Here is a 20,770-nt window from a genome sequence, read left to right as displayed (position 1 = left end):
CATGTTTTTATCGGATGTCTCTGTAAAAAGGCCAGTGGTGGCGATTGTACTGAGCTTATTGCTGTGTGTCTTTGGCGCCGTTTCATTTACCAAGCTTGCCGTACGTGAAATGCCGGACATTGAAAGCCCAGTGGTGTCTATCTCTACAAGGTATGACGGTGCTTCCGCTTCTATTATAGAGAGCCAAATTACTTCGGTGTTGGAAGATCAGCTTTCTGGTATTAGTGGCATTGATGAAATCACTTCAACGACACGTAATGGCTCATCACGAATCAAAATCACGTTTGAATTGGGTTACGATCTAAATACCGGTGCCAGTGATGTACGTGACGCCGTGGCAAGGGCGCAAAGACGGTTGCCTGATGAAGCTGATGACCCGATTGTGTATAAAGACAACGGCACGGGTGAGGCGTCGATTTACATTAACTTGAGCTCGTCGGTGATGGACCGAACTCAGTTAACCGACTATACCGATAGAGTACTAAACGATCGCTTTAGTTTGATCTCTGGTGTGAGTTCCGTTCAGGTGTCTGGTGGTTTGTATAAGGTTATGTACGTCAAGCTTAAGCCAGAGCTTATGGCTGGTCGCGGCGTAACAACCACCGACATTACCACGGCGCTAAAAAGTGAAAATGTCGAAAATCCGGGTGGTGAAGTTCGTAACGACGCCATTGTTATGTCAGTGCGCACGGCGCGTCTTTATAACACTGCTGAAGACTTTGATTACTTGGTAGTGAAGCAAGCCAGTGACGGTACTCCGATTTATCTAAAAGACGTAGCTGATGTACATATTGGTGCTCAGAATGAGAATTCGACCTTTAAAAGTGACGGCGTGGTTAACGTCAGTTTGGGTATTGTTCCCCAATCGGATGCCAATCCACTTCAAGTCGCCAAATCGGTGCGAGCAGAAGTCGATAATATTCAAAAATTCCTGCCTGAAGGCACGCGTTTGGCGATAGATTACGACTCGACAGTGTTTATCGACCGCTCTATCAGTGAGGTATACAACACCCTATTTATTACCGGTGGTTTGGTTATCTTGGTGCTGTACATCTTTATTGGTCAGGTTCGAGCCACACTGATTCCTGCCGTCACTGTGCCAGTGTCTTTGATTTCTTCTTTCATTGCGGCCTATTACTTTGGTTTTTCTATCAACCTGATTACCTTGATGGCGCTTATTTTGTCTATCGGCTTGGTTGTGGATGACGCCATTGTGGTGGTTGAAAATATCTTTCATCACATTGAAAAAGGCGAATCTCCCCTTGTCGCGGCTTATAAAGGAACCAGAGAAGTAGGCTTTGCGGTTGTTGCCACTACGCTGGTTTTGGTCATGGTGTTCTTACCTATTTCCTTTATGGAAGGCATGGTGGGTTTGCTGTTTACTGAGTTCTCTGTATTGCTGGCGATGTCCGTTATCTTCTCGTCGTTAATTGCACTGACGCTGACACCTGTACTAGGCAGTAAAATCCTAAAAGCCAATGTGAAGCCAAATCGCTTTAATAAAGCCATCGATCGTCTGTTTGGTCGACTGGAAAGTGGTTATCGTTGGTTGCTAACCAAAGCCATGGTCGTGAGGCTACTCGCTCCATTGGTGATTCTTGGCTGTGTTGGCGGAAGTGTGGTGCTGATGGACAAGGTACCCTCACAACTGGCGCCACAAGAAGACAGGGGCGTATTGTTTGCGTTTGTCCGTGGTGCTGATGCTACCAGTTACAACCGTATGAACGCCAATATTGATATAGTAGAAGAAAGATTATTGCCATTGCTAGGGCAAGGAGTGTTGAAGTCATTCAGTGTTCAATCGCCTGCGTTTGGTGGTAATGCTGGAGATCAAACCGGTTTTGTCATTATGATCTTAGAAGATTGGGAAGACAGAACGGTGACGGCGCAAGAAGCGCTGGGCATGATCCGTAAGGCCTTAGTTGATATTCCCGATGCTCGAGTTTTCCCGATGATGCCAGGCTTTAGAGGCGGGTCGAGTGAACCGGTGCAATTTGTTCTCGGTGGTTCAGATTACCCTGAATTGCAGAAATGGTCTGAGCTACTAAAAACCAAAGCCAATGAAAGCGAGATAATGAATGGTGCAGAAATAAACTATTCAGAAAAAACGCCAGAGTTAGTGGTATCGGTAGATAAGAACAGAGCGGCAGAGCTAGGCATTAAAGTCACAGATATTTCTAACACGTTAGAAGTGATGTTAGGTGGCAAAACAGAAACCACCTTTGTAGAACGTGGTGAAGAATACGACGTGTATTTGCGAGGTGACGAAAACCACTTCAATAATGCGGCGGATCTTAGCCAAATTTACATGCGAACCAATAGCGGCCAACTGGTGACGCTAGATGCTGTAACTCGCATCGAAGAGGTGGCATCGTCGATTCGCTTGTCACACAACAATAAGCAAAAATCCATTACGCTTACGGCAAACTTGAACGATGGATACACCTTAGGCGAAGCGCTGGATGAGCTTGATAGGCTCGCAATTGAAAACCTCCCGAGTGATATCTCGGTTGCCTACAGCGGAGAATCTAAAGAGTTCAAGGAAAATCAAGCCAGTGTGTTGGTGGTATTTGCTCTGGCTCTGCTGGTGGCTTATTTAGTATTAGCCGCTCAGTTTGAAAGCTTTATTAACCCGTTAGTGGTGATGCTGACTGTACCGATGGGCATATTGGGTGGGTTTATTGGCCTGTTTGTCATGGACCAAGGGCTCAATATCTATAGCCAAATAGGGATGATCATGTTGATCGGCATGGTAACCAAAAACGGCATATTGATTGTTGAGTTTGCCAACCAACTCCGTGATAAAGGCGTGGTGTTTGAACAAGCCATTATCGATGCGGCGGCAAGACGTTTGCGCCCGATTCTCATGACCGCTTTTACAACGCTAGCGGGCTCTATTCCATTGATCGTGTCGACTGGAGCGGGCTATGAAAGCCGAATCGCTGTTGGTACGGTGATCTTCTTTGGTATGGGCTTTGCGACTTTGGTGACATTATTTGTCATTCCGGCCATGTATCGCTTAATATGTGTGCGCACACATTCACCGGGCTTTGTTGAAGCTCAACTTAACGAAGCGCTTTCTAAAGAGACGGTTGCTAGATCGACTCACGGTGAATTTGGAATGAACAATAACGGAGAAAGAAATGGCTGATTTTAAATACAAGAACCTAAGCCAAGAGCAACAAGATAAGCTAGATGCAGAAGTGTTTCGTCGTTTGTTGCGCCACCTTGACGACAACAAAGACGTGCAAAATATTGACCTAATGATTGAAGGCGGTTTTTGTCGCAACTGTTTTAGTAAATGGTACAAAGCAGAAGCAGAGAGTCAGGGCCATGATTTAGATATTGATGACGCACGTGAACGTGTTTATGGCATGACATATCAAGAGTGGAAAGACAACCATCAACCAGCGGCAACGCCTGAGCAATTGGCAGCCTTTGAAGCTCGTCAGAACAAATAACACCAGATAGGTTGATTGATAAACTCAGTGCCGCTCTTTAATGAGCGGCACTTTCGTTTGTTAGGTACAAACATTCATCATCAGGTACAAACGTTAAGATTAAGCTGTAAATCATAAGGTAGGCTAGAAAGCCGACGCGTTATTTTGCTTCTTGTACGTTCGATATCATCGATTTCAATGGACTTTTTATTGGTGAGAATACTCACGTCTACTCTAAGCTCACGGCCAATCTTGGTGACACCCGTCACTTGAATGTCTTGAGGCATTTCTTGTTCTACTGCAGAGATATCATTATCGACTTTCTGACACAACGCCTTATCTGGAGACATCATCAGTAGTTCTCGTAGCGCATCTTTAAGCATGTCGAATGGTACTTTGATGAAATAGAAAGACATGCAAACCATCATGGCGGGGTCGGCGTACACGGCATATTCGCGAAGCGGCGAAAGGGAAATAAACCAAGCCGCAACGAACCCTGCGGTTACCACCAAACTGAGCAACGTGTCCATCTTCCACTGCTTTGCTTCGGCTTCTATTAAACCGGAAGAGTATTGTTTGCTTTTATTGGCGATCACCCACCATGCATATCCGCAACCAACCACATTGACAACACCAAACAAGGTGGCAATAGATGCATCGACTTGGCGTCCACCCGCGAATAATGCTTCAACGGCAGAATATAAAGCATATATCACGATACCGAGAATCGATGCCGCTTTAATTATGATAACAATCGGTTCGATGACTGCTCGTCCGAAGGGGAATTGAGAATCGGAGGGTTTTTGAATGTACCATGCGGCGGCCAGTGACAATAAAGTTAACAGTAGACTGATTAATGAGTAGACGCCATCGAAAACGATGACCAATGAACCGACCCATAATCCAAGAACGAGCCCACCCAGCGCAAAGCCAGAAGCTAGAATAGCTGAAAAGGTTAACACTTTGTTTTCGTTCTTGTTTGTCTTAGCACACATAGAATGTCTCATACTGTGAATACAGTTTCATTCTTCGTGTAAGATGGATGCTTTACAAACTAAAACTGGTCAATGAATGATCGTAATTTCAAGTGTAATTGGAATAACGGTTATAATTCAGGAGCTTATTGGTTAAATTTGGCGTCAATATAATTGACGGTCAGTGATGAGTTAGAAGTCGAATAGGTAATCACTCAGCTTATCGACCAACCAAACCATGGCAGAATCCTCGGTCATCCCCGCTGCGGTAAACATGCAATAGTCTTCTTGAGTCAGCCCGTAGGTGTGTTTGATCACCGCGATGTTTTCTTGACGAAGAAGAGGGCGAATTAGAGGCTCAGGTAATACGCCCCAAGCGTCTTCGCTGAGAATAGTATTTAACATGTAATCAAAGCTTGAAAAACCGATATAACGCAGAGAGAACGGTTGCAGTTCTGGATTGTCCTTTTCGTTTAAGTAGGCCAGCGAGGCTTGCATTGCATTTCGTAAATCTTCATCCGAGACTCGTCGCATTTTGGTCAGTGGGTGCCCTGAACGACAGACTGACATTAACCGTATCTTGCCGATAGGGTGGTAGGTGACTCGAGGGTCATCAGTTCGTTCATAATCAACACCGAATGCGAAATCAACTTGATGAGTTTCGACTAAGTTTGCGAGGTCACCACTTGATGCGAGAACGATGTTAAAGGAAGTCGCTGGAAACTTTTTGTTGATTTGATGCGCCAGTTTTTGCCAAAGCTCATCGGGTAAAGAGTCATCACGAGCAATCCAGACTTCGGCATTAAACTCCCCAGAGACTTGTCGGCAAGTTTGAATAATCCGCTTTTGCGTAACCAGTAGACTTTCGCAATCTTTATAGATGGCTTTGCCTGCTTCAGAGAGAGCAAGGTGATTACCTGAACGCACAAATAATGCCGTATCTAACTCTTTCTCTAGTGCTTTAATCGCCATGCTGAGTTTGGTTCTGTTGCAGGCTAATTGTCGAGCCGCTTCTGAGACCGAACCCACGTCGACAACAGTGCAGAAGGCTTCAACTTGAGACAGGTTCATAAAATGCGCGATCCTTAGAGAAATGAGTAAGTTATTGAAGCGACATTTGGAAAATAACAAATATTGCCATTATTTACGACATTTCTCTTTTTACTGAGCATCAAAGTACGTGTTTCAGTTGTAACAGCATAAAGTGGTAAATAAAAAAGCGCCGCTTCATTACGAAGTGACGCTTTTTAATTGGATCATATTACTTACTTACAGAGCGAATCCAACTGGCAGGTTGGGTCGTCCCCGGAAGTGTCACTAAACCATCATCTCGCTTTGGTAAGCCTTTATTGTCGATATCACCTTGTACTGGGCGAATCTGAGTTGGGCTGGTATTGGTTTGATTCACTTCAATAATATCAAGTACGCCATCGCCGTCAGAGTCCCAAGAGTAATCAGATGTACCCAGTTTTCTTTCGGTCGAGAAATCTAAGCCGTCTTTATCCATATCCCGCGTTGGATTAAGTTCACCTTTTACGTTTCGTGGCCCCAATTCATTGCGTGCGTATTGACTGTTACCGCCTCCATTTGCCATTCCCCAAGTGGTAATTGAGCTATCGGCGTGCAGAGCGGTGTAAGTCATGCCATTAACTGACATTGCAGTGATTTTTTTATCTTCTCGGCTACCATCAAACAAAGTGGGATCTTGCTTAAATCTTCTCATTGGGTTGTTGTTAAAGCCCCAGTTTCGAACGATATCAAATGAACCATAACCCCATGGCACCACCGCGCCATTTTCAAGCAAAGCATAAACTGAACTCGTGTTGATATAGACATCTTTCACCGATACCGATCCATTTAGCTGCTCTGATGGAGCAGCCGCGCCATTAGTTTCACCAAACTGTTGTCCCCACTGAAGCAATGAACCATCGGTGAGTTTTGCAACAAAGATTCTAGAGCCTGTACCTGTGTAGACTTGCTCTATCTTTTGGCTGGCAATGGCATCTTTAACATCTTGAGGGAGCCACATTTCGTATCCCCAAGCTTGAGACTTTCCGTTTTCTTTGTATGCAAAAAAACCACTGTCTGAAGCATGAATACTCGCAACGCCTGATTCTAATTCAGTATGATTTTCCGGCATGCTAGAGCCGACATAGATCAATTCACTCAATACCCGAGGCCAGTCTATGTTCCCTTTCCCGTCACCGTAACCATCGAATAACCAATCCGCGTAGATCTTGTTCTTTTTATCTTTGTATAACCAATCTGGGTAATCTTTCTCATTAGGTTGAGATGCCCCCCCTGCTTTTACGTCACCCCATGAAACAACTTTGCCATCTTGGCGTAGGGCGGCAAATGCAGTAGAAGTTGTGGCAATCGAGATAATGGAAACGGTGCCGTCGATGTCTGCTTTCACTCGGGATACGTCTGCTCCTTTAGAAGCATCTCCCCAGGTAACAACAGAGCCGTCACCCTTAATTCCGGCATAAGCGCCTTTGTTGCTGTATATTTTTTGTATCGCTAAGTGTTTTGTGCCTTCAGGGTTGAATGGGTCTTGCCCAGGAGCTTCAAGCTTTAGCTTATCTTGATCAGCTTCGGACTTTTTGCCCCAAAAAACCACCGAGCCATCTTGGCGAAGCGCGGTAAATGTGTTGCCAGTAGAGTGGAGTGAAACAACTGGGTTCTTACCGTCTAACTCTGAGCTAATAGCGCTGATGTCTTTTGCATCACCGTCACCAATAGTAACGACGGAACCGTCACTGCGTAACACCGCCATGGTTTTTAAGGTCGCGGCAATGTCAACAGCAGGGTTCTTAGCGTCGAATTCTGGTAATACAATAGGATCTGCATCTAAATCTCGGTTGCTCCAATACAGTACTGAGCCGTCAGTGCGTATTGCTGCATTATTGAACTGAGTGCTATATACGCGAACGGCTGCAGGACCGTCGAGGTTAAAGACTTTCACTTTACCTTGTTCATTGATGTAATCGGCGCTTGGTCTTCCTACGTACTTGGCTTTCCAGATAACAATCGCGCCGTCATGCCTTATCGCAACCGGATAAAAGTTGTGATTTAACTGTTTGTTGTGATGTACTTTTATGGATGCTACCCCAGGAGTTGGCTGGGCAGAGATAGCACGTTGTACCGTAGCAAGATCCAGTGTGTTGTTGAGTGTGCGAAGCACGAGTGCATTTTTGAAGTGCTGTAGATTATCTGTGGAGGCTTGTTCTTTAGGCAGGCTGAAACCAGCCTCAAGTAACCATTTTTTTAGCTCGGTAGCCGATGCTTCAGTTGTATTAACAGTGTTGTTGAAACGACTTTGGTCGGGCCATATTACGTAACTACGAGCATAAGCGGCTAACTTCTCAGTAGCCGATACCACAGATTGCACCTTGTCGAAGTCAATGCTGGTGGCTGAAACATAAGGTTTAAAGTTGTAGTCTTGGTCGATATTAATATCGGAAAAGCCCAAGTACTTCAAGCTATAAGCCATGACACGAGGTGTCGATTTAGGATCAACCAGCTTATCAATGAAAAGACTAATACGGTTCAACTTGGATTCTACCGTTGGCACGTAAAGCAGATTATCTTTAAACACGAGCACGGTGTTGTAATCGATATCAAATTTCAAATCAGAATTGGGCATTAACAGCTGCAACTTTTCACGTACTTGCGCACGGGTTAAGCTGATTTCTGCTCGGTTGTGTTTAAGCAAATCTACGTGGGCGGAAAAAGCGGTGAGTGTTGCGTCTACATCAAGCCTCTTTCCCTTGGTTCTAAACAGTTCACGGTAATCAGCCCCTTCTAAAATCGCAGGATTTAACTTGAGCAAACTGGCTATTTGAGCCACGAACTTGTCTTGGTTCGTTTTTTCATCAAGTAACGCCGGTGTTTGAGACCACGTAACCAAATTAGAAAGAGTCTTGACGTTACTTTGAGTGGTTACTTTGTCTAATTCGCCGTTCTTATCTAGAGAAATGGCCTTCAAATACGAATAACCTTTTTGGATGTTGGTAAATTGAGCGATATCCAACAAGCGATAGAGTTTTTGACTGTCTGGTTTTTGTGAGTGAGTCAGTTGGGCGATTTTCTTAAGCGCTACCTCGGAGATGTCTTTACCAGACTGGGCAATGACTGGGTTACGGTTTAGGTGCTCGATGACTTGTTGGCGAGATTTGATTTTTAGTGGCACTTTAGAGTCGCTACCTGGAATCGCAGCGTCAACTTGGAGAATTAAATCGGATAACTCGGCTTCGAAAGTTGCGCTATTCCAGTCAAGCCCCTTACCCTCAGGCAGAGTCTCGGCAATAGTGCGAGCTTCAGAAGAAATAGTGATGCCTGCGGTATCGGGGTCGCCATCCGCATCTAACGATTGAAGTAATTGGCTGATTAAAATAGGCGCGGGTAAGTCCATTGGTGTGACATCTTCACTTGCTTTTGCTGAACCTAATTCAATGTTACCAATTGAAAATGTAACCATTTCGCCAGCAATGAAGTTGAATTCACCTTTGGCATTGGTTAAGCCACTCTGGGTGGCCGTTTTGTAACTTACACCACCAACAGCACTGTCTGTAAACCGTCCAACTTGGGTTTGTGAAGGGGAACCTGAATTATCGGTAGCAGCATTGCCACCTCCGCCTCCGCCACAGCCAGAAAGTACCGCGACAATAGCCAGTGAAAGGCTCGTCTTCAATAAGCGCATTGGTTTTCTCCTTTGATTTAAAGCGTCACTATGAACAAAAACAAAATGTTTCATATGACGAATAACCACAATTTTCATAGCAAATCTGCTGGCTTAACTTATTTTACCAGACGTATTAACTATATAAATGTAGTTGACGAATAGATTCGTTTTATAAATAATGCCCGCATCTTAGTGATAACTAATATCATTATCAACTGCAAATGAGAAATATTCGCAATAAAAGGGGTTTTAGAGATGCGTCGAGTTGTAAAATTTTGTAACGAAAATAAAGGTGTGACGTCCATAGAGTACGGCGTTCTTGCTGCTGGTCTTGCTGGTGTTATCGCGCTAGTGCTTGGAGACGACGGCGTGTTTACCGAGGCGCTAACCAATGCTTTTGAAACCGTAGCCGGCACCATTGAAAGCCAAACAGCGGGTGGTTCTGAAGGAAGTTAATGGCTGTCGACACCCCCATCTTTTTCGTACTAGGTCCATTGTTGTGGATTTCGTTCGGCGATCTAAAAAGTAGAACCATTAGCCATTGGGCATGCGCAGTACTTTTGGCTCTTTGGTTAGTCTTTGCAGTGAGCTATTTAGAAAGCGACCAGATACGCACTCACCTTATGATTGGCTTTGCTGCTCTGGTAGGGGGTTTTTTACTCTACGCACTCAATATCTGGGGTGCCGGTGACGGAAAACTGATTGCGTTGTGCTTACTTTGGGTGGGGGAAAAATGGCCAGAAACACTGATAAGCGTTGCCCTTTTGGGGGGGCTATTAGCTGCAATATACCTGCTGTTAGCGCGATTTAGTCAAACTAACCACCCCTTGCCTTATGGTGTGGCGATTGCTTTAGGCACTCTTTATCAACTTAGCGTCTAGAAAGTGAACGGTGGTTAATCCATAGGTCGTGGCTGGTGGTTGGCTACACCGTCACTTTCTGATTAACGGAATAGTAAAAGTTATGAAAATTCGTTTTTTACTTTACATATTACTGGCGGGCATTATCGCCGCTGGTGGCTACGTATATTGGCAGCAGTCATTGAATACGAGCCCAAGTAATACAGTAAAGTCTAGCCAAACAGACCTCAACACAACAGAAGAGTCAGTAACTGCAATATATCAAGGCGCTTATTTTCTTACGGCCAATAGAAGCTTGGCTAAAGGTAGCCTGGTACAAGAATCCGATTTGATCTGGCGACAAAAGCGTGAAGATGAAGAGATAGCGGATCTCGAGCGTTATTACCTAAAAGGTATTGCTAAACCTCAAACCTTGGCAGGATTTGTGGTCAGGCACGCGATTAAGCAAGGCGAATTTGTTAACAAAGCGAGCTTCATTCGACCGGGCGACTTTAACTACTTGTCTGCGGTATTGAAGCCTGGGATGCGCGCCGTAAGTATTCCTATCGATGTTATTTCGGGTAGCTCGGGGCTGATTAAGCCGGGTAACTCTGTCGATGTGATTATTACGACTAACCTAGAGGGTGGTGGTATGTCTGGCCGTGAACTTTCAAGCATCATTGCTAAAACCATACTCAGTAACGTTCGGGTACTTGCCATCAACCAAAATGTCGAAAATTTGGTAGAAACGCAGGCGTTCGATCTCGCTAAAACGGGCACCGCAACGTTGGAAACGACGGCAAAACAGGCTGAATTGCTGACTGTCGCAAGAAAAATGGGAGAGCTTTCCCTGAGCCTACGCAGTGAGTTTGTAGAAATAGAGCCTGAAATAATGCTCGATGAGTCAACGACAACAGCAAGCCAAGTAACCGATCATTTCAAACAACCCATCGCGTCACCAAGCGTTGTGTTAATGCATGGCATTAAGCGTCGTAATTTAAGTGTCGCAGACAGCGGCGTTGAAGTTCTAGCCGATTAAATTTAGGGAAAATAAAATGAAACAACATGTAGTTAGCCAAACATTTCGAATTTGGCTGACAGGATTTGCTTTGTCGTTTTTCGTTGTGATGCCGGTTTTTCAAGCGAATGCAGCTCAGATTTCCTCAGCAAAACAGACGCTTAATTTGTACCTGGGATCCGCCAAAGTTATTACCTTACAGCAAGCGGCCAATACAGTCTTTATTGCTGACCCTAGTATTGCGAGCTTTCAGGCATCCAGCGATAAAACATTGATCGTGTTTGGTCGTAAACCCGGTTCATCTAGCTTGTTTGTGCTGGATGAAAATGGCCACCAGGTGTATTCGGCCAATGTAAGAGTGGGTTACGACCTGTCAGGGTTGCGCCCAACACTTAAACGTGAATTTCCTCTAGCGAACATTGGTGTTCGCGCATATGGAGGTGGTGTGATGCTGTCGGGCAGCGTACCTGATGCCGCAACGGCCGCTCAAGCGCTTGCCATCACGAATGAATTTGTTCAACAAGCCCTTCAAATAGGAAGCGAAGCGTCAACGATGCCGACCAGTGATGGTGGCGAAAGTGCAGCTGTAGGGCGTGGCGCTGGTATTGGCGGGTATAAGCAAGGCTTGGTTTTGAATCGCTTGAAAATCAATGCGCCTACTCAGGTCAATATTCGTATTCGAATTGCAGAAGTTAGCAAGCAAGTGAAAGAGAACTTTGGTTTCCAGTGGAACTATTTAAATAAAAGCTTTTCTTCGGGATACAAGAAAATCGCGATTGCGGATAACCCAATTATTTCTGAAAACCTATTTAAGGGCAGCAAGGTTAATCCATTGCGTCCAATTGAAGACATTGTCGGTATGGTAGACATTCTAGCGGAAGAAAATCTGGTGACAGTATTAGCGGAGCCTAACTTGACGGCGACGACAGGTGAAACTGCCTCATTCTTGGCCGGCGGGGAAGTTCCTCAAGTGATCAGCGGCGGCAAAGATGGAGCGGCAACGATTGAATATCGCCCGTTTGGTGTATTGCTCGCAGTAACGCCAACCATTATGTCGAACAACCGAATAGCGCTAAAAGTAAAAACCGAGATAAGTGACCTGTCTTCAGCTAATAGTGTCGTGACCGATGGCATTGTGCAGCAAGGGTTTGATATTCGCCGTGCCGAGACCAGCGTAGAGCTTGCGTCGGGGCAAAGCTTTGCACTTGCAGGTTTAATAAAACGACGGGTAAACGATGATCTGCAAAATTTACCTTGGGTCAATCAGATCCCAGTATTAGGCCGTTTATTCGAATCAAGCCAGTTTAAAAACAGTGAATCAGAATTGGTGATCATAGCCAGTGCCCATTTGGTAGAACCGACTCGTGTTCCGTTAGCATTACCGACGGACAACTTACATCTTTCAAGCCCATTCGAGCGTTTGATTTTTGGCCGTAGCTTGAAGCCGATAGATGCGTATCAAAAACCACCACAAGCCATCGCAAGCGAAGCATTTAAAGGCTTTGAATTTTAAGGAATGACCATGTTGAAGCGAAACTTAACTCTGATTGCAGTGGCGTGTGGACTGTTAGCTGGCTGCGAGTTTAATCGAACTCAAATGATAAAAATGGAAGACAGGCTATCGACGCCCTATCAAGACCCTCAAATTATCGTTGATATACAAACCCGGCACATTGAGCTGGAAGTAACACAATCAATGAAGCGTGAGATGGGGAGTTTTTTGGCGCAGCTAGATACTCCAGCGTTAATAAAAGCCGCGATCCGTTACCCCAATAATTGGTCAAAAAAACATGTGTCGATGTTGAAGTCACACACCAAATCTAACGTCTCCGATGTAAGTTTGTTTACATTTCAGCCTGCAGAAATTCAGCAAGTGACTGTCGTTGGGCATTATGCGGTGGCAAGGGTGGTTGGCTGTGATGATACGGCGGCATTCCCGGAAACGTTTGATGGTAAAACGGGATATAGCCCAAACCATGCGTGTGCCAGCATACAAAATCAAGTGGCGATGGTTGCTGACCCAAGGGACTTTTTACAAGGAAAAATCTACCAAAATAACAGCAGTGTTCAAGGTGTGAGTGCGGTAGAAGCATTTAATCAAGGGTCGCTAATGCCACTTCAAACGCAACCGATCAGTGTTGGAGATGAATAATGGAAACTAGCTCACCTAACATGATGGTAGCGGGACAAACCCTATCAGTTTCAGCATATTTGAGCTGTGACGCGGATAAGCAGAAGCTGGCAGAGTTACTTAACCAGCGTAATTTCGATAGCCAGTTGCACCAAGGAGACAGCCAAAAAGCGATGGCATATTGCCGTGAACATGCCCATACCGACATAGTACTTGTTGAGCTGTCTGAACAAGAAAATATATTGTCAGTTGCAGAAGAACTGCTTTCTTTATGCTCCGTCTCGACAAAACTTATTGTTATCGCACCGGATCAAGGCATCGACAAATATCGTGCTTTGGTTGCGCTTGGTGTTTTTGATTACCTGCCTACGCCATTAAATCACGACGCGGTTATGAAGGTGTTCAAGCGTATTGAATTGGGCTGCGAGTTAAGCTCGACTCGGCTGAACGGCACGTGTATTTGGGGCTTAAAAGGGGGAGTAGGTGCGACGACAGTAGCGTCCAATATTGCTTGGTTACTGCCTAATAGACACCATCGACATACTTTGGCGATAGATCTTGATGTTCACCAAGGAGATTTAGGCCTTCACTTAAATCAAGATAATCATGGGCAATTGTCGGGCTTACTGGCCTATGCACAAGAGTTGGACCCCTTGTTGTTAGAACGTAGCGTCGTACAAGTAAACGATCGACTTGCTTTGTTAGATGACAATATGCCCTTTGCTCAGCCTTCAATGTTCAAGGTGGCAGAATTAGCTTCCTTAGCTCGTTTAGTGAATCAAGAATATGCTGCTCATGTTTGGGATAGCGCGAAGAGTAGTATTGATAAAATAGACGCAATTCTGGCCCATTGCCAGACCTGCGTATTGGTTTCTGATCTTACTTTATCTGGTGCTCGTGAACTGGCTAAAGCGTTAACTTTTATAGAAAAACATGAGCATTTACGTGCGATTACCGTTGTTAATCAAGTCAGGCCAGAATCTGGCAGGTTGCTGACTTTACAAGAATTTGAACAAGCTATTGGGATTCAAGTAGGTCATGTTCTGGATTATAACGGTAAGAAATTTACTCAGGCTCAAGAAAGCGGTCAAATGTTAAGCCAGCATGGTGGTAAGACAGCTGAACAGCTAAAAGACATAGCGCTGGACTGTTTGGGGCAGGCGAAGCTGAAAAAATCCGGTCTGTTTTCTTTTTGGAATAAAAGGAAACTCGCGTAATGGCTCACGACATTCATCAAACTGAAAAGTTAAGGCAAGAACAAATTGGCGCAGTTCGAGACGCGTTGTTGGAGTCGCTTGATCCAAGTCAAGCATTAGAAATGTCAGTCAAAGAACTTGAGTTTACCGTCTTTCAATCGCTGAACCAGCTAGCATTAGACAGCAAAGTCACCATGAATTTGCGTGAACAACAAAAACTCACTAAAGAGTTGATCGACGACATATTAGGTTTAGGCCCACTAGAAAGTCTGCTAAATGATCCAAATGTGGCGGATATTATGGTTAATGGTTGCGATCAAGTTTATGCCGAAAGGCACGGTAAGCTAGAGTTGACGTCCATTGTTTTCCGTAATCAAGAACACGTACATAACATAGCGCAGAGAATTGCGAGCCTAGTCGGACGACGTATTGATGAAGCGTCGCCTATGGTCGATGCGCGGTTAGAAGACGGTAGCCGAGTGAACGTGATAGCCCCTCCTTTATCGCTAAACGGCACGGTTATATCCATTCGTAAGTTTTCAAAAAACCGATTGTCTCTTGAGGTCATGGCTCAGCAAGAAAACTTGTCGGCGTCTATGGCTCGTTTGCTGGCTAATTACGTAAGCGCCAAAATGAATATTGTCGTTTCGGGAGGAACCGGCGCTGGTAAAACAACCTTGCTCAACGCACTTTCCGAACACATTTCTGAGCATGAACGGCTGATTACCATAGAGGATGCGGCAGAGATCCAGTTAAAACAACCGCATGTTATTAGCCTCGAAACTCGTGCCGCGAGTGTTGAGGGTTCAGGGGCGGTAACTCAAACCGATTTGGTTAAAAATGCGCTTCGAATGAGACCGGACCGGATTTTATTGGGTGAGGTTCGCGGCGAGGAAGTGTTTGATATGCTTCAAGCGATGAACACAGGCCACGATGGATCCTTATCTACGGTACACGCCAATACCCCTGCTGATGCCTTGATTCGTTTAGAGAATATGTTGAGCATGAGCCAAAGTAAGCTCAACCCTGAATTAGTTCGTAAACAGATCGCTTCATCGATTGATGTAGTTGTGCAAATTGAACGTTGCCGGGATGGTAAACGACGCATTACCCACATTGCGGAAATACTGGGCTGTAATGACGGACACATAGAACTCCATACTTTGTTTAGATTTATCTACGATGGCCGCATTGTGGATGACACATTGGAGGGGCACTTTGATTGTTTAGTTGAGCAAAGTTGCAAGCAAGAAAAGCTACAGCATGCCGGTTTGCTTAACGCAACCCAACAACTACTGGCCTCTCAATACTTAGCGAAAAAACGAACGGTTGAGGGCGTAAATCATGATGAATAACGCCGTTTATGTTCTCGCATTTGTTGTGTGTATCGCGGTGATCGTTGCCAAATTGGAGCGTAAACAAAAACGATTGGCAACGCTGAGAAGCCAAGCAAAACGCGTTCTGTCTATTCATTATCAAGGTGATCTCGCGTTCGCTAAATTATCTGCTTCGTCGATGTCTGGGTTTGAGTTGCAACTGCAATCAGTCAAATCCCTTATTACGCTACCCGTTATGGTTGTGGGTATTGCGGCCGGTGCCTTGTGTTACAAAATGTCCGCAAGCTTCATTCTTACCTTTGGTGTCGCCGTTGTCGTTATGGCATTGACGAGCAAGCTCATTATTGCGCATCAAGCGAAGAAAGCCCTGCAGCAGTTAGAAGCTCAGTTACCGGATGCTATCGAGGTGTTTGCCCGAGCCATTGCAGCAGGCGTGCCTTTGAATCGTTCGGTTCTGAGTGTTTCAGAGTCATTTGAGGGGCAGTTAGGGAGCGAGTTTCGTAAAATCTATGATGCGCTGTTATTAGGTGTCTCGTTCCAACAAGCCTTTTCAGATGCCGCCGACCGGGTGGATTCAGAAGCGTTTGGCTATTTTACCGCAGTGTTAAGTTTGAACACTGAAACCGGTGGGCCATTGGTGGACGCACTCAGTAATTTAGGGGCGAGCCTAAGAGAGAAAAGCAAGATTCATCAGAAAGTTCTGGCTCTGACGGCGGAACCAAGAGTCGCTGCGAGGGTAGTAACGGCGATTCCCATTGTTTTGCTCTCGATGCAATTTGTTAAACAGCCAGAACAAATCGACTTCTTGCTTAATGACCCAAGTGGTCAGAGCGTATTGGCCTATGCGGTTGTTAGCATGGCGCTTGGTCTTATTTGGATCAATCGATTGACGAAGGTGTCGTAATAATAGGATGACTACAATGATGCCATTTATTTTAGCCGTAACGCTTATGGTGTTTATAGGCTCAATCGCGCAAACAAAGTACCAAAAGCAGCGTTTTCATCGACGCTTGTTGTTGGTATTACAAACCCCAAGAAGGCAAAACCAAGCGGGCCTGGTACTTAAAGGTGTTGGGCTAACATGCGCTACATGGGTAGAAAAATACCTCTCATCTGAAAGAGACAAACAGCCCTTACAGACTCTATTACTTAAGGCGGGGTATTTTCACCCTAAAGCTTTGGCTTGGTTTTTGTTTGCCAAAATGGGTGCGATGGTTCTTGGCTTATGTATCTCTGCTTTATGGTTTCTCATCAACCCTGAATTACTCAGCGGAAAAAGCGCGCTAATTGCATTAGTTGCTTCTATTGGTGTCGGTATTTTGGTCGAAAAGCGTGTTGCTGCTCTGGCGGACGCAAGGCAGTCTCGAATGAGCCGTTTTTGCCCAGATGTGATGGACATGATGGTCATTTGTGCCGAAGCAGGAACTAGTCTAGACGTTTCATTGCAAAAAGTAGGACAGAAGATCCGGCCTATTTGTCCTGAACTGGCAGACGAATTCCAACAAGTCGTGAACGAGCTCAGAATTTTACCCAGTCGCAGTCAAGCGATTAAAAACCTTGCCAACAGAACTCAGGTAGAAGAGTTGAGAATGTTGGCGATTACCTTGTATCAAGCCATGAATTACGGCACGTCTATCGCGAAAACATTGCGAGTAGTGGCATCTGATACACGGCAGAAACGTTTATTGTCTATGGAAGAACGCGCCTCAAAAGTCCCTGCAAAAATGGGGCTTCCGCTTATATTGCTCGTTTTGTTCCCCACGCTTGTTTTGATTGCTGCCCCTGCGTTGTTAGGGCTCATTGACGCATTATCATAGGAAAGAAATCATGAAACATTGGATTACCGCTTTGCTGTTGATGGTTTTGGTTGGGTGTGCCCAATCGCAAGACAGCCGCTCTCATTCCGCAAGTGCTGATGCGCAGAAACAGGTTGCATTGATGTCTGAGCAAAACAATCAATTGGATTCGGCTCTTAACATCTATCAGCGTTTATACAAGAAAAATCCAGACGCTGAAATTAACTTAGCTTTAGGCCGACTTTACTATAAAAGTAAACAATGGGTGTTGGCTCAAACTCACTTAGAGCAGATAGAAGAAGATCAACCAGAGTGGGCTAAAAGCCGTATTTGGATGGCAAAAACGCAACTTAAGCTATCAAACCCTGAGCTGGCGTTCGCTAACTTACCTACGGACATAAACACAAATGAGTTACGTAACCTTAAAGCCGTGACGTTAGATTATTTGCAAAGACATGAAGAAGCACAAGCTCTGTACATGCAGGTTTTAGCGGCAGATAAGCTTGATGTAAAAGCGCGTCGAAATCTAGTGTACTCGCAAATATTATCAGGAGATTACCGCGAAGCGGAAGTTCAGCTTGTAGCGCTTTATGAGCTAGGAGTCCGGGACAGGCAACGCGATATGCTGGCGGCGATTGTGGCCTTGCTACAACAAGAAGATCCGAAAGCAGTTCGCACTCTTGAAGGGTATTCCAGCCCTTATGAAGTGGAACAATTGCTGGCACAACTTGAGAGCTTAAAGGCGACACAATGAAGCATCAAAGAGGGGCGTATGCCGTTGAATTCATCGTGACATTTTTGGTGTTTTTTTCTGTCGCCATGATCGCCATAGAAGTCAGCCGTTATTTTTTGGTTCGCAGTATGCTTGATTTTAAATTTAGAGAGATGGTTTACGACAGCCGCACCGATGCAAAAAAAAGCGTTGAATACTATGTTGACCGACACTTCACTGATCGATTCTATTTTTCGCGTAAGAATGTAACAGTGACGGCTAAGAACTGCGAGGACTTAGAAGCTTATTCGGATGGTAAATGCAGTTCAGGCAAAGGTTTCCAACAATACATTGTACGTTATGAGATGAAGTATTCGTTTACGCCAATTGTCCCTATCTATCTACCCGACGGCCTTCGTCAGTGGGACTATCGAAGCGTGGTGGTTATGCGTAATGAGCCAGATTTTTCAGGAGGGCAGTGGTGATGATAAACGATAATATCCCTAGCCGTTTTAACTCAAATACGATGTCTAATAGATATAAACAACGCGGCGTGATTATGATCGAGTTGGTTCTGTATGTCTCGATTTTTATGGGGTTGATGATTGCGGCGGTAGACATCCTACGTTATGTGCACTTTCAAGACAGGTTGCACTTAGTCGTCTCGACCATTGGGCCATTGGCCGCTGATATTCCACCAGACAGCAGCAATAATGTGCGCTTTGAACAACAGCTTTGTGGTGTTAGCCAACAGAACTTGAAACATGATGATTGCCCGGAGTCAGAGGTGACGAAAACCTTACTTAAAATTGCTTTGGAAACGATGGGGTTAGAGAGTTCTGAGCGATTTTCAATGCGGCTAGAATTTATCAGTGATTCTAGCAATGCCAGCAGTAAAGAGTTTGCGAAGACCAATATTTTGGGCGGTGGAAGCTGTGAGTTGTATCCTAATGTGCCTGGTGGAATTCGTCTTGTTAAGTATCTGTCCAATTCTAGTTCTACTCGTGAAGTCGAATTAAAAAATCGTGCTCACAGTCAGTTTATTTATGTCGCAGCCTGTTATCAGCCCTCTGGGTTGATGAGCGTCGTAAAGACACTATTAGATGCTCCCCTGTTTGCTGATTCACTGAGTTTACGACGTTACTGGTATAGCGGAGATCGCAATGAAGTGTAAGTACACGCCTTCTTTATCGAAGCAACAAGGCAGTGGTACGGTGCTGATGGTGACGTTTGTTATTTTAATGATGGTCATGTTTTTTGTGTCTATCAGTGCGACTCGCTTTGTCACTATGCAGACGAGGCTTAACCATTCCGTTGATGCGGCGCTGGCATTAGTCGCTCGGGAGGGTGTTGCTGTAACGGAGGCAGAAGGCCAATACTTGGTGCGGACGTTTATTATAAATAATAGCCCTGTTGGTATTCGGGATCAGGCAGTGAAAACAGCCAAGCAAGTGTCGATAAAGTTATCGAATTTAGGTTATGCCGAGCAACTTAGGCTGAATGTGAGTTTGCCAATACAGCCGTTTGTTAAAGGCGTTCCCGTGCTTTCAGCGCAAGTAAGCCGTGAGTTACTCAGACAATATCCACCAACCGAAACGGTGTTAAGTTTGGATTTGAGCTCGTCGATGTCGAGTAAGTTAGGTGGTGGTCAAAAGCCTTCTGAGATTATGCCGGATATCCTAAATGATTTTATCGATAGTTTAACGGGCGAGGTTGCGATATCTAAGGATCATCATATTGGCTTGGTTCCCTATTCTGGTTACGTGAACGTAGGAAAGGCTTTTCAAGATCGACTGATTACGCCACAGTCTCGAAAAATTCCGGATGGAGTGAGGTCAACGGCAAGAATGCACGGATATGATGGTGACTTTTTACATCGATTAGGCGTTGAGGGAAAAAGAAGCGGAGCGTGCGTGGCACGTAAGCCATATAAGCTAAATAATCCTAACGATATATTGCGCGTGCCGAATTCGGCGAGGCAGGGTTTTGAATTGGTGATTAACTACCCTGGTTCTCGATTTAACAACGATTTACGTCAATTTTTGATTGACCTGAACTCAGGGTTCACACCAGACCATATGCTGCCATTTATTCAAAAAGGGCCGAAATCAGAGGGATTTATTGGTTCTAATGGCTCATGCCCATCGATGGCCTTGATGCCAATAACCGATGATACTCTGGCACTTAAAGACAGAGCTAATGATTATTACCCGACACACGTAACTGGGGGGGATGAAGGCGTAATCTGGGCTTGGCGTTTACTGGACCCAAAATGGCGATCTGCAATTTGGCCTAAAGTGAATCAAGCTCTAAAAGAGCCTAAACGTCGTGTCATCATGTTTACCGATGGTGCTAATAATAAAGGTGTGACAAAAAAGCGTTTTGTTACTTTACTTAGCACTATGTGTCGCTCATTGCATAACCAAGGCATCAAGATGGATGCGGTGATTTTTGACCAAGGTGTCAAACGAGATGAGTTGCAAGCCTATCGGCAATGTACAGCACTGACCGGAGGGACTTTTAATTACGTAAATGGAGATGATTTAGGCGCACTAAGGATGTTTTTTGCTCGCTTGGCGATTCGCCAGTATCAGGTGCGTTTCTTATAGGTAATATCACTATTTGAGAACAATAACTCAATGT

18 protein-coding genes are annotated in these 20,770 nt (G+C 44.9%); 15 read left to right on the top strand and 3 right to left on the bottom strand.

Features of this window, described 5'->3' with window-relative positions; genetic code table 11:
• Position 1 precedes the first annotated feature (1 nt).
• Complete coding sequence (vexH, locus tag QWZ04_RS09005) at positions 2 to 3,151, top strand: vibriobactin export RND transporter permease subunit VexH (RefSeq protein WP_290327147.1); 3,150 nt, start codon at positions 2 to 4, stop codon at positions 3,149 to 3,151.
• Positions 3,144 to 3,461, top strand: coding sequence for a DUF1244 domain-containing protein (locus tag QWZ04_RS09000; RefSeq protein WP_290327144.1), 318 nt, complete (start codon positions 3,144 to 3,146; stop codon positions 3,459 to 3,461). Before vexH ends, QWZ04_RS09000 begins: the two co-directional genes overlap by 8 nt.
• Positions 3,462 to 3,541: 80 nt before the next feature.
• Here the strand turns inward: QWZ04_RS09000 and QWZ04_RS08995 are convergent, their stop codons facing one another.
• The 3 genes from QWZ04_RS08995 to QWZ04_RS08985 all read right to left on the bottom strand — a co-directional run bounded on the left by QWZ04_RS08995 (position 3,542) and on the right by QWZ04_RS08985 (position 9,116).
• Positions 3,542 to 4,435: a cation diffusion facilitator family transporter gene (locus QWZ04_RS08995; RefSeq protein ID WP_290327142.1), complete on the bottom strand. Its 894-nt coding sequence runs from the start codon at positions 4,433 to 4,435 to the stop codon at positions 3,542 to 3,544.
• 171 nt (positions 4,436 to 4,606) lie between these two features.
• Positions 4,607 to 5,485 carry a LysR family transcriptional regulator gene (locus QWZ04_RS08990; RefSeq protein WP_290327140.1) on the bottom strand — a complete coding sequence of 293 codons (879 nt, stop codon included), beginning with the start codon at positions 5,483 to 5,485 and terminating at the stop codon, positions 4,607 to 4,609.
• Between the two features lie 190 nt (positions 5,486 to 5,675).
• Positions 5,676 to 9,116 carry an RCC1 domain-containing protein gene (locus tag QWZ04_RS08985; RefSeq protein ID WP_290327138.1) on the bottom strand — a complete coding sequence of 1,147 codons (3,441 nt, stop codon included), beginning with the start codon at positions 9,114 to 9,116 and terminating at the stop codon, positions 5,676 to 5,678.
• A gap of 237 nt (positions 9,117 to 9,353) precedes the next feature.
• Here QWZ04_RS08985 and QWZ04_RS08980 point away from each other — a divergent pair, with 237 nt between their 5' ends.
• The 13 genes from QWZ04_RS08980 to QWZ04_RS08920 all read left to right on the top strand — a co-directional run bounded on the left by QWZ04_RS08980 (position 9,354) and on the right by QWZ04_RS08920 (position 20,736).
• A complete protein-coding gene (locus QWZ04_RS08980; protein ID WP_290327136.1) occupies positions 9,354 to 9,554 on the top strand; it encodes a Flp family type IVb pilin in 201 nt (66 codons plus the stop codon).
• Entirely contained in the window at positions 9,554 to 9,979 is a 426-nt protein-coding gene (locus QWZ04_RS08975; RefSeq protein ID WP_290327135.1) for an A24 family peptidase, read from the top strand. The genes QWZ04_RS08980 and QWZ04_RS08975 overlap by 1 nt, the downstream gene beginning before the upstream one ends.
• Positions 9,980 to 10,061: 82 nt before the next feature.
• The gene (gene cpaB / locus QWZ04_RS08970) at positions 10,062 to 10,976 is read left to right on the top strand and encodes a Flp pilus assembly protein CpaB (protein ID WP_290327133.1); all 915 of its coding nucleotides are present in this window, start codon (positions 10,062 to 10,064) and stop codon (positions 10,974 to 10,976) included.
• Between the two features lie 16 nt (positions 10,977 to 10,992).
• Positions 10,993 to 12,468: a type II and III secretion system protein family protein gene (locus QWZ04_RS08965; RefSeq protein ID WP_290327131.1), complete on the top strand. Its 1,476-nt coding sequence runs from the start codon at positions 10,993 to 10,995 to the stop codon at positions 12,466 to 12,468.
• A 9-nt stretch (positions 12,469 to 12,477) separates the two neighbouring features.
• A complete protein-coding gene (locus QWZ04_RS08960) occupies positions 12,478 to 13,107 on the top strand; it encodes a CpaD family pilus assembly lipoprotein (protein WP_290327129.1) in 630 nt (209 codons plus the stop codon).
• Positions 13,107 to 14,303 carry a CpaE/TadZ family protein gene (locus QWZ04_RS08955; RefSeq protein WP_290327127.1) on the top strand — a complete coding sequence of 399 codons (1,197 nt, stop codon included), beginning with the start codon at positions 13,107 to 13,109 and terminating at the stop codon, positions 14,301 to 14,303. The genes QWZ04_RS08960 and QWZ04_RS08955 overlap by 1 nt, the downstream gene beginning before the upstream one ends.
• Positions 14,303 to 15,637: a TadA family conjugal transfer-associated ATPase gene (locus tag QWZ04_RS08950; RefSeq protein WP_290327125.1), complete on the top strand. Its 1,335-nt coding sequence runs from the start codon at positions 14,303 to 14,305 to the stop codon at positions 15,635 to 15,637. The genes QWZ04_RS08955 and QWZ04_RS08950 overlap by 1 nt, the downstream gene beginning before the upstream one ends.
• Positions 15,627 to 16,523 (top strand): type II secretion system F family protein, encoded by an 897-nt coding sequence (locus QWZ04_RS08945; RefSeq protein WP_290327123.1) that lies wholly within the window; start codon positions 15,627 to 15,629, stop codon positions 16,521 to 16,523. The genes QWZ04_RS08950 and QWZ04_RS08945 overlap by 11 nt, the downstream gene beginning before the upstream one ends.
• 16 nt (positions 16,524 to 16,539) lie before the next feature.
• On the top strand, positions 16,540 to 17,436 hold the full coding sequence (locus QWZ04_RS08940) for a type II secretion system F family protein (RefSeq protein WP_290327121.1): 897 nt from the start codon (positions 16,540 to 16,542) through the stop codon (positions 17,434 to 17,436).
• 10 nt (positions 17,437 to 17,446) lie between these two features.
• Positions 17,447 to 18,169, top strand: coding sequence for a tetratricopeptide repeat protein (locus tag QWZ04_RS08935; protein ID WP_290327119.1), 723 nt, complete (start codon positions 17,447 to 17,449; stop codon positions 18,167 to 18,169).
• Positions 18,166 to 18,612, top strand: a complete 447-nt coding sequence (locus tag QWZ04_RS08930; protein ID WP_290327117.1) for a TadE/TadG family type IV pilus assembly protein — start codon at positions 18,166 to 18,168, stop codon at positions 18,610 to 18,612. The genes QWZ04_RS08935 and QWZ04_RS08930 overlap by 4 nt, the downstream gene beginning before the upstream one ends.
• Entirely contained in the window at positions 18,612 to 19,301 is a 690-nt protein-coding gene (locus QWZ04_RS08925) for a hypothetical protein (protein ID WP_290327116.1), read from the top strand. Before QWZ04_RS08930 ends, QWZ04_RS08925 begins: the two co-directional genes overlap by 1 nt.
• A complete protein-coding gene (locus QWZ04_RS08920) occupies positions 19,291 to 20,736 on the top strand; it encodes a hypothetical protein (RefSeq protein ID WP_290327114.1) in 1,446 nt (481 codons plus the stop codon). Before QWZ04_RS08925 ends, QWZ04_RS08920 begins: the two co-directional genes overlap by 11 nt.
• The last annotated feature ends 34 nt before the right edge of the window (positions 20,737 to 20,770 follow it).

This window comes from Vibrio tapetis subsp. quintayensis (assembly GCF_030409945.1).
GTDB lineage: Bacteria > Pseudomonadota > Gammaproteobacteria > Enterobacterales > Vibrionaceae > Vibrio > Vibrio quintayensis.
This window is presented reverse-complemented; position numbering and strand designations above follow the sequence as displayed.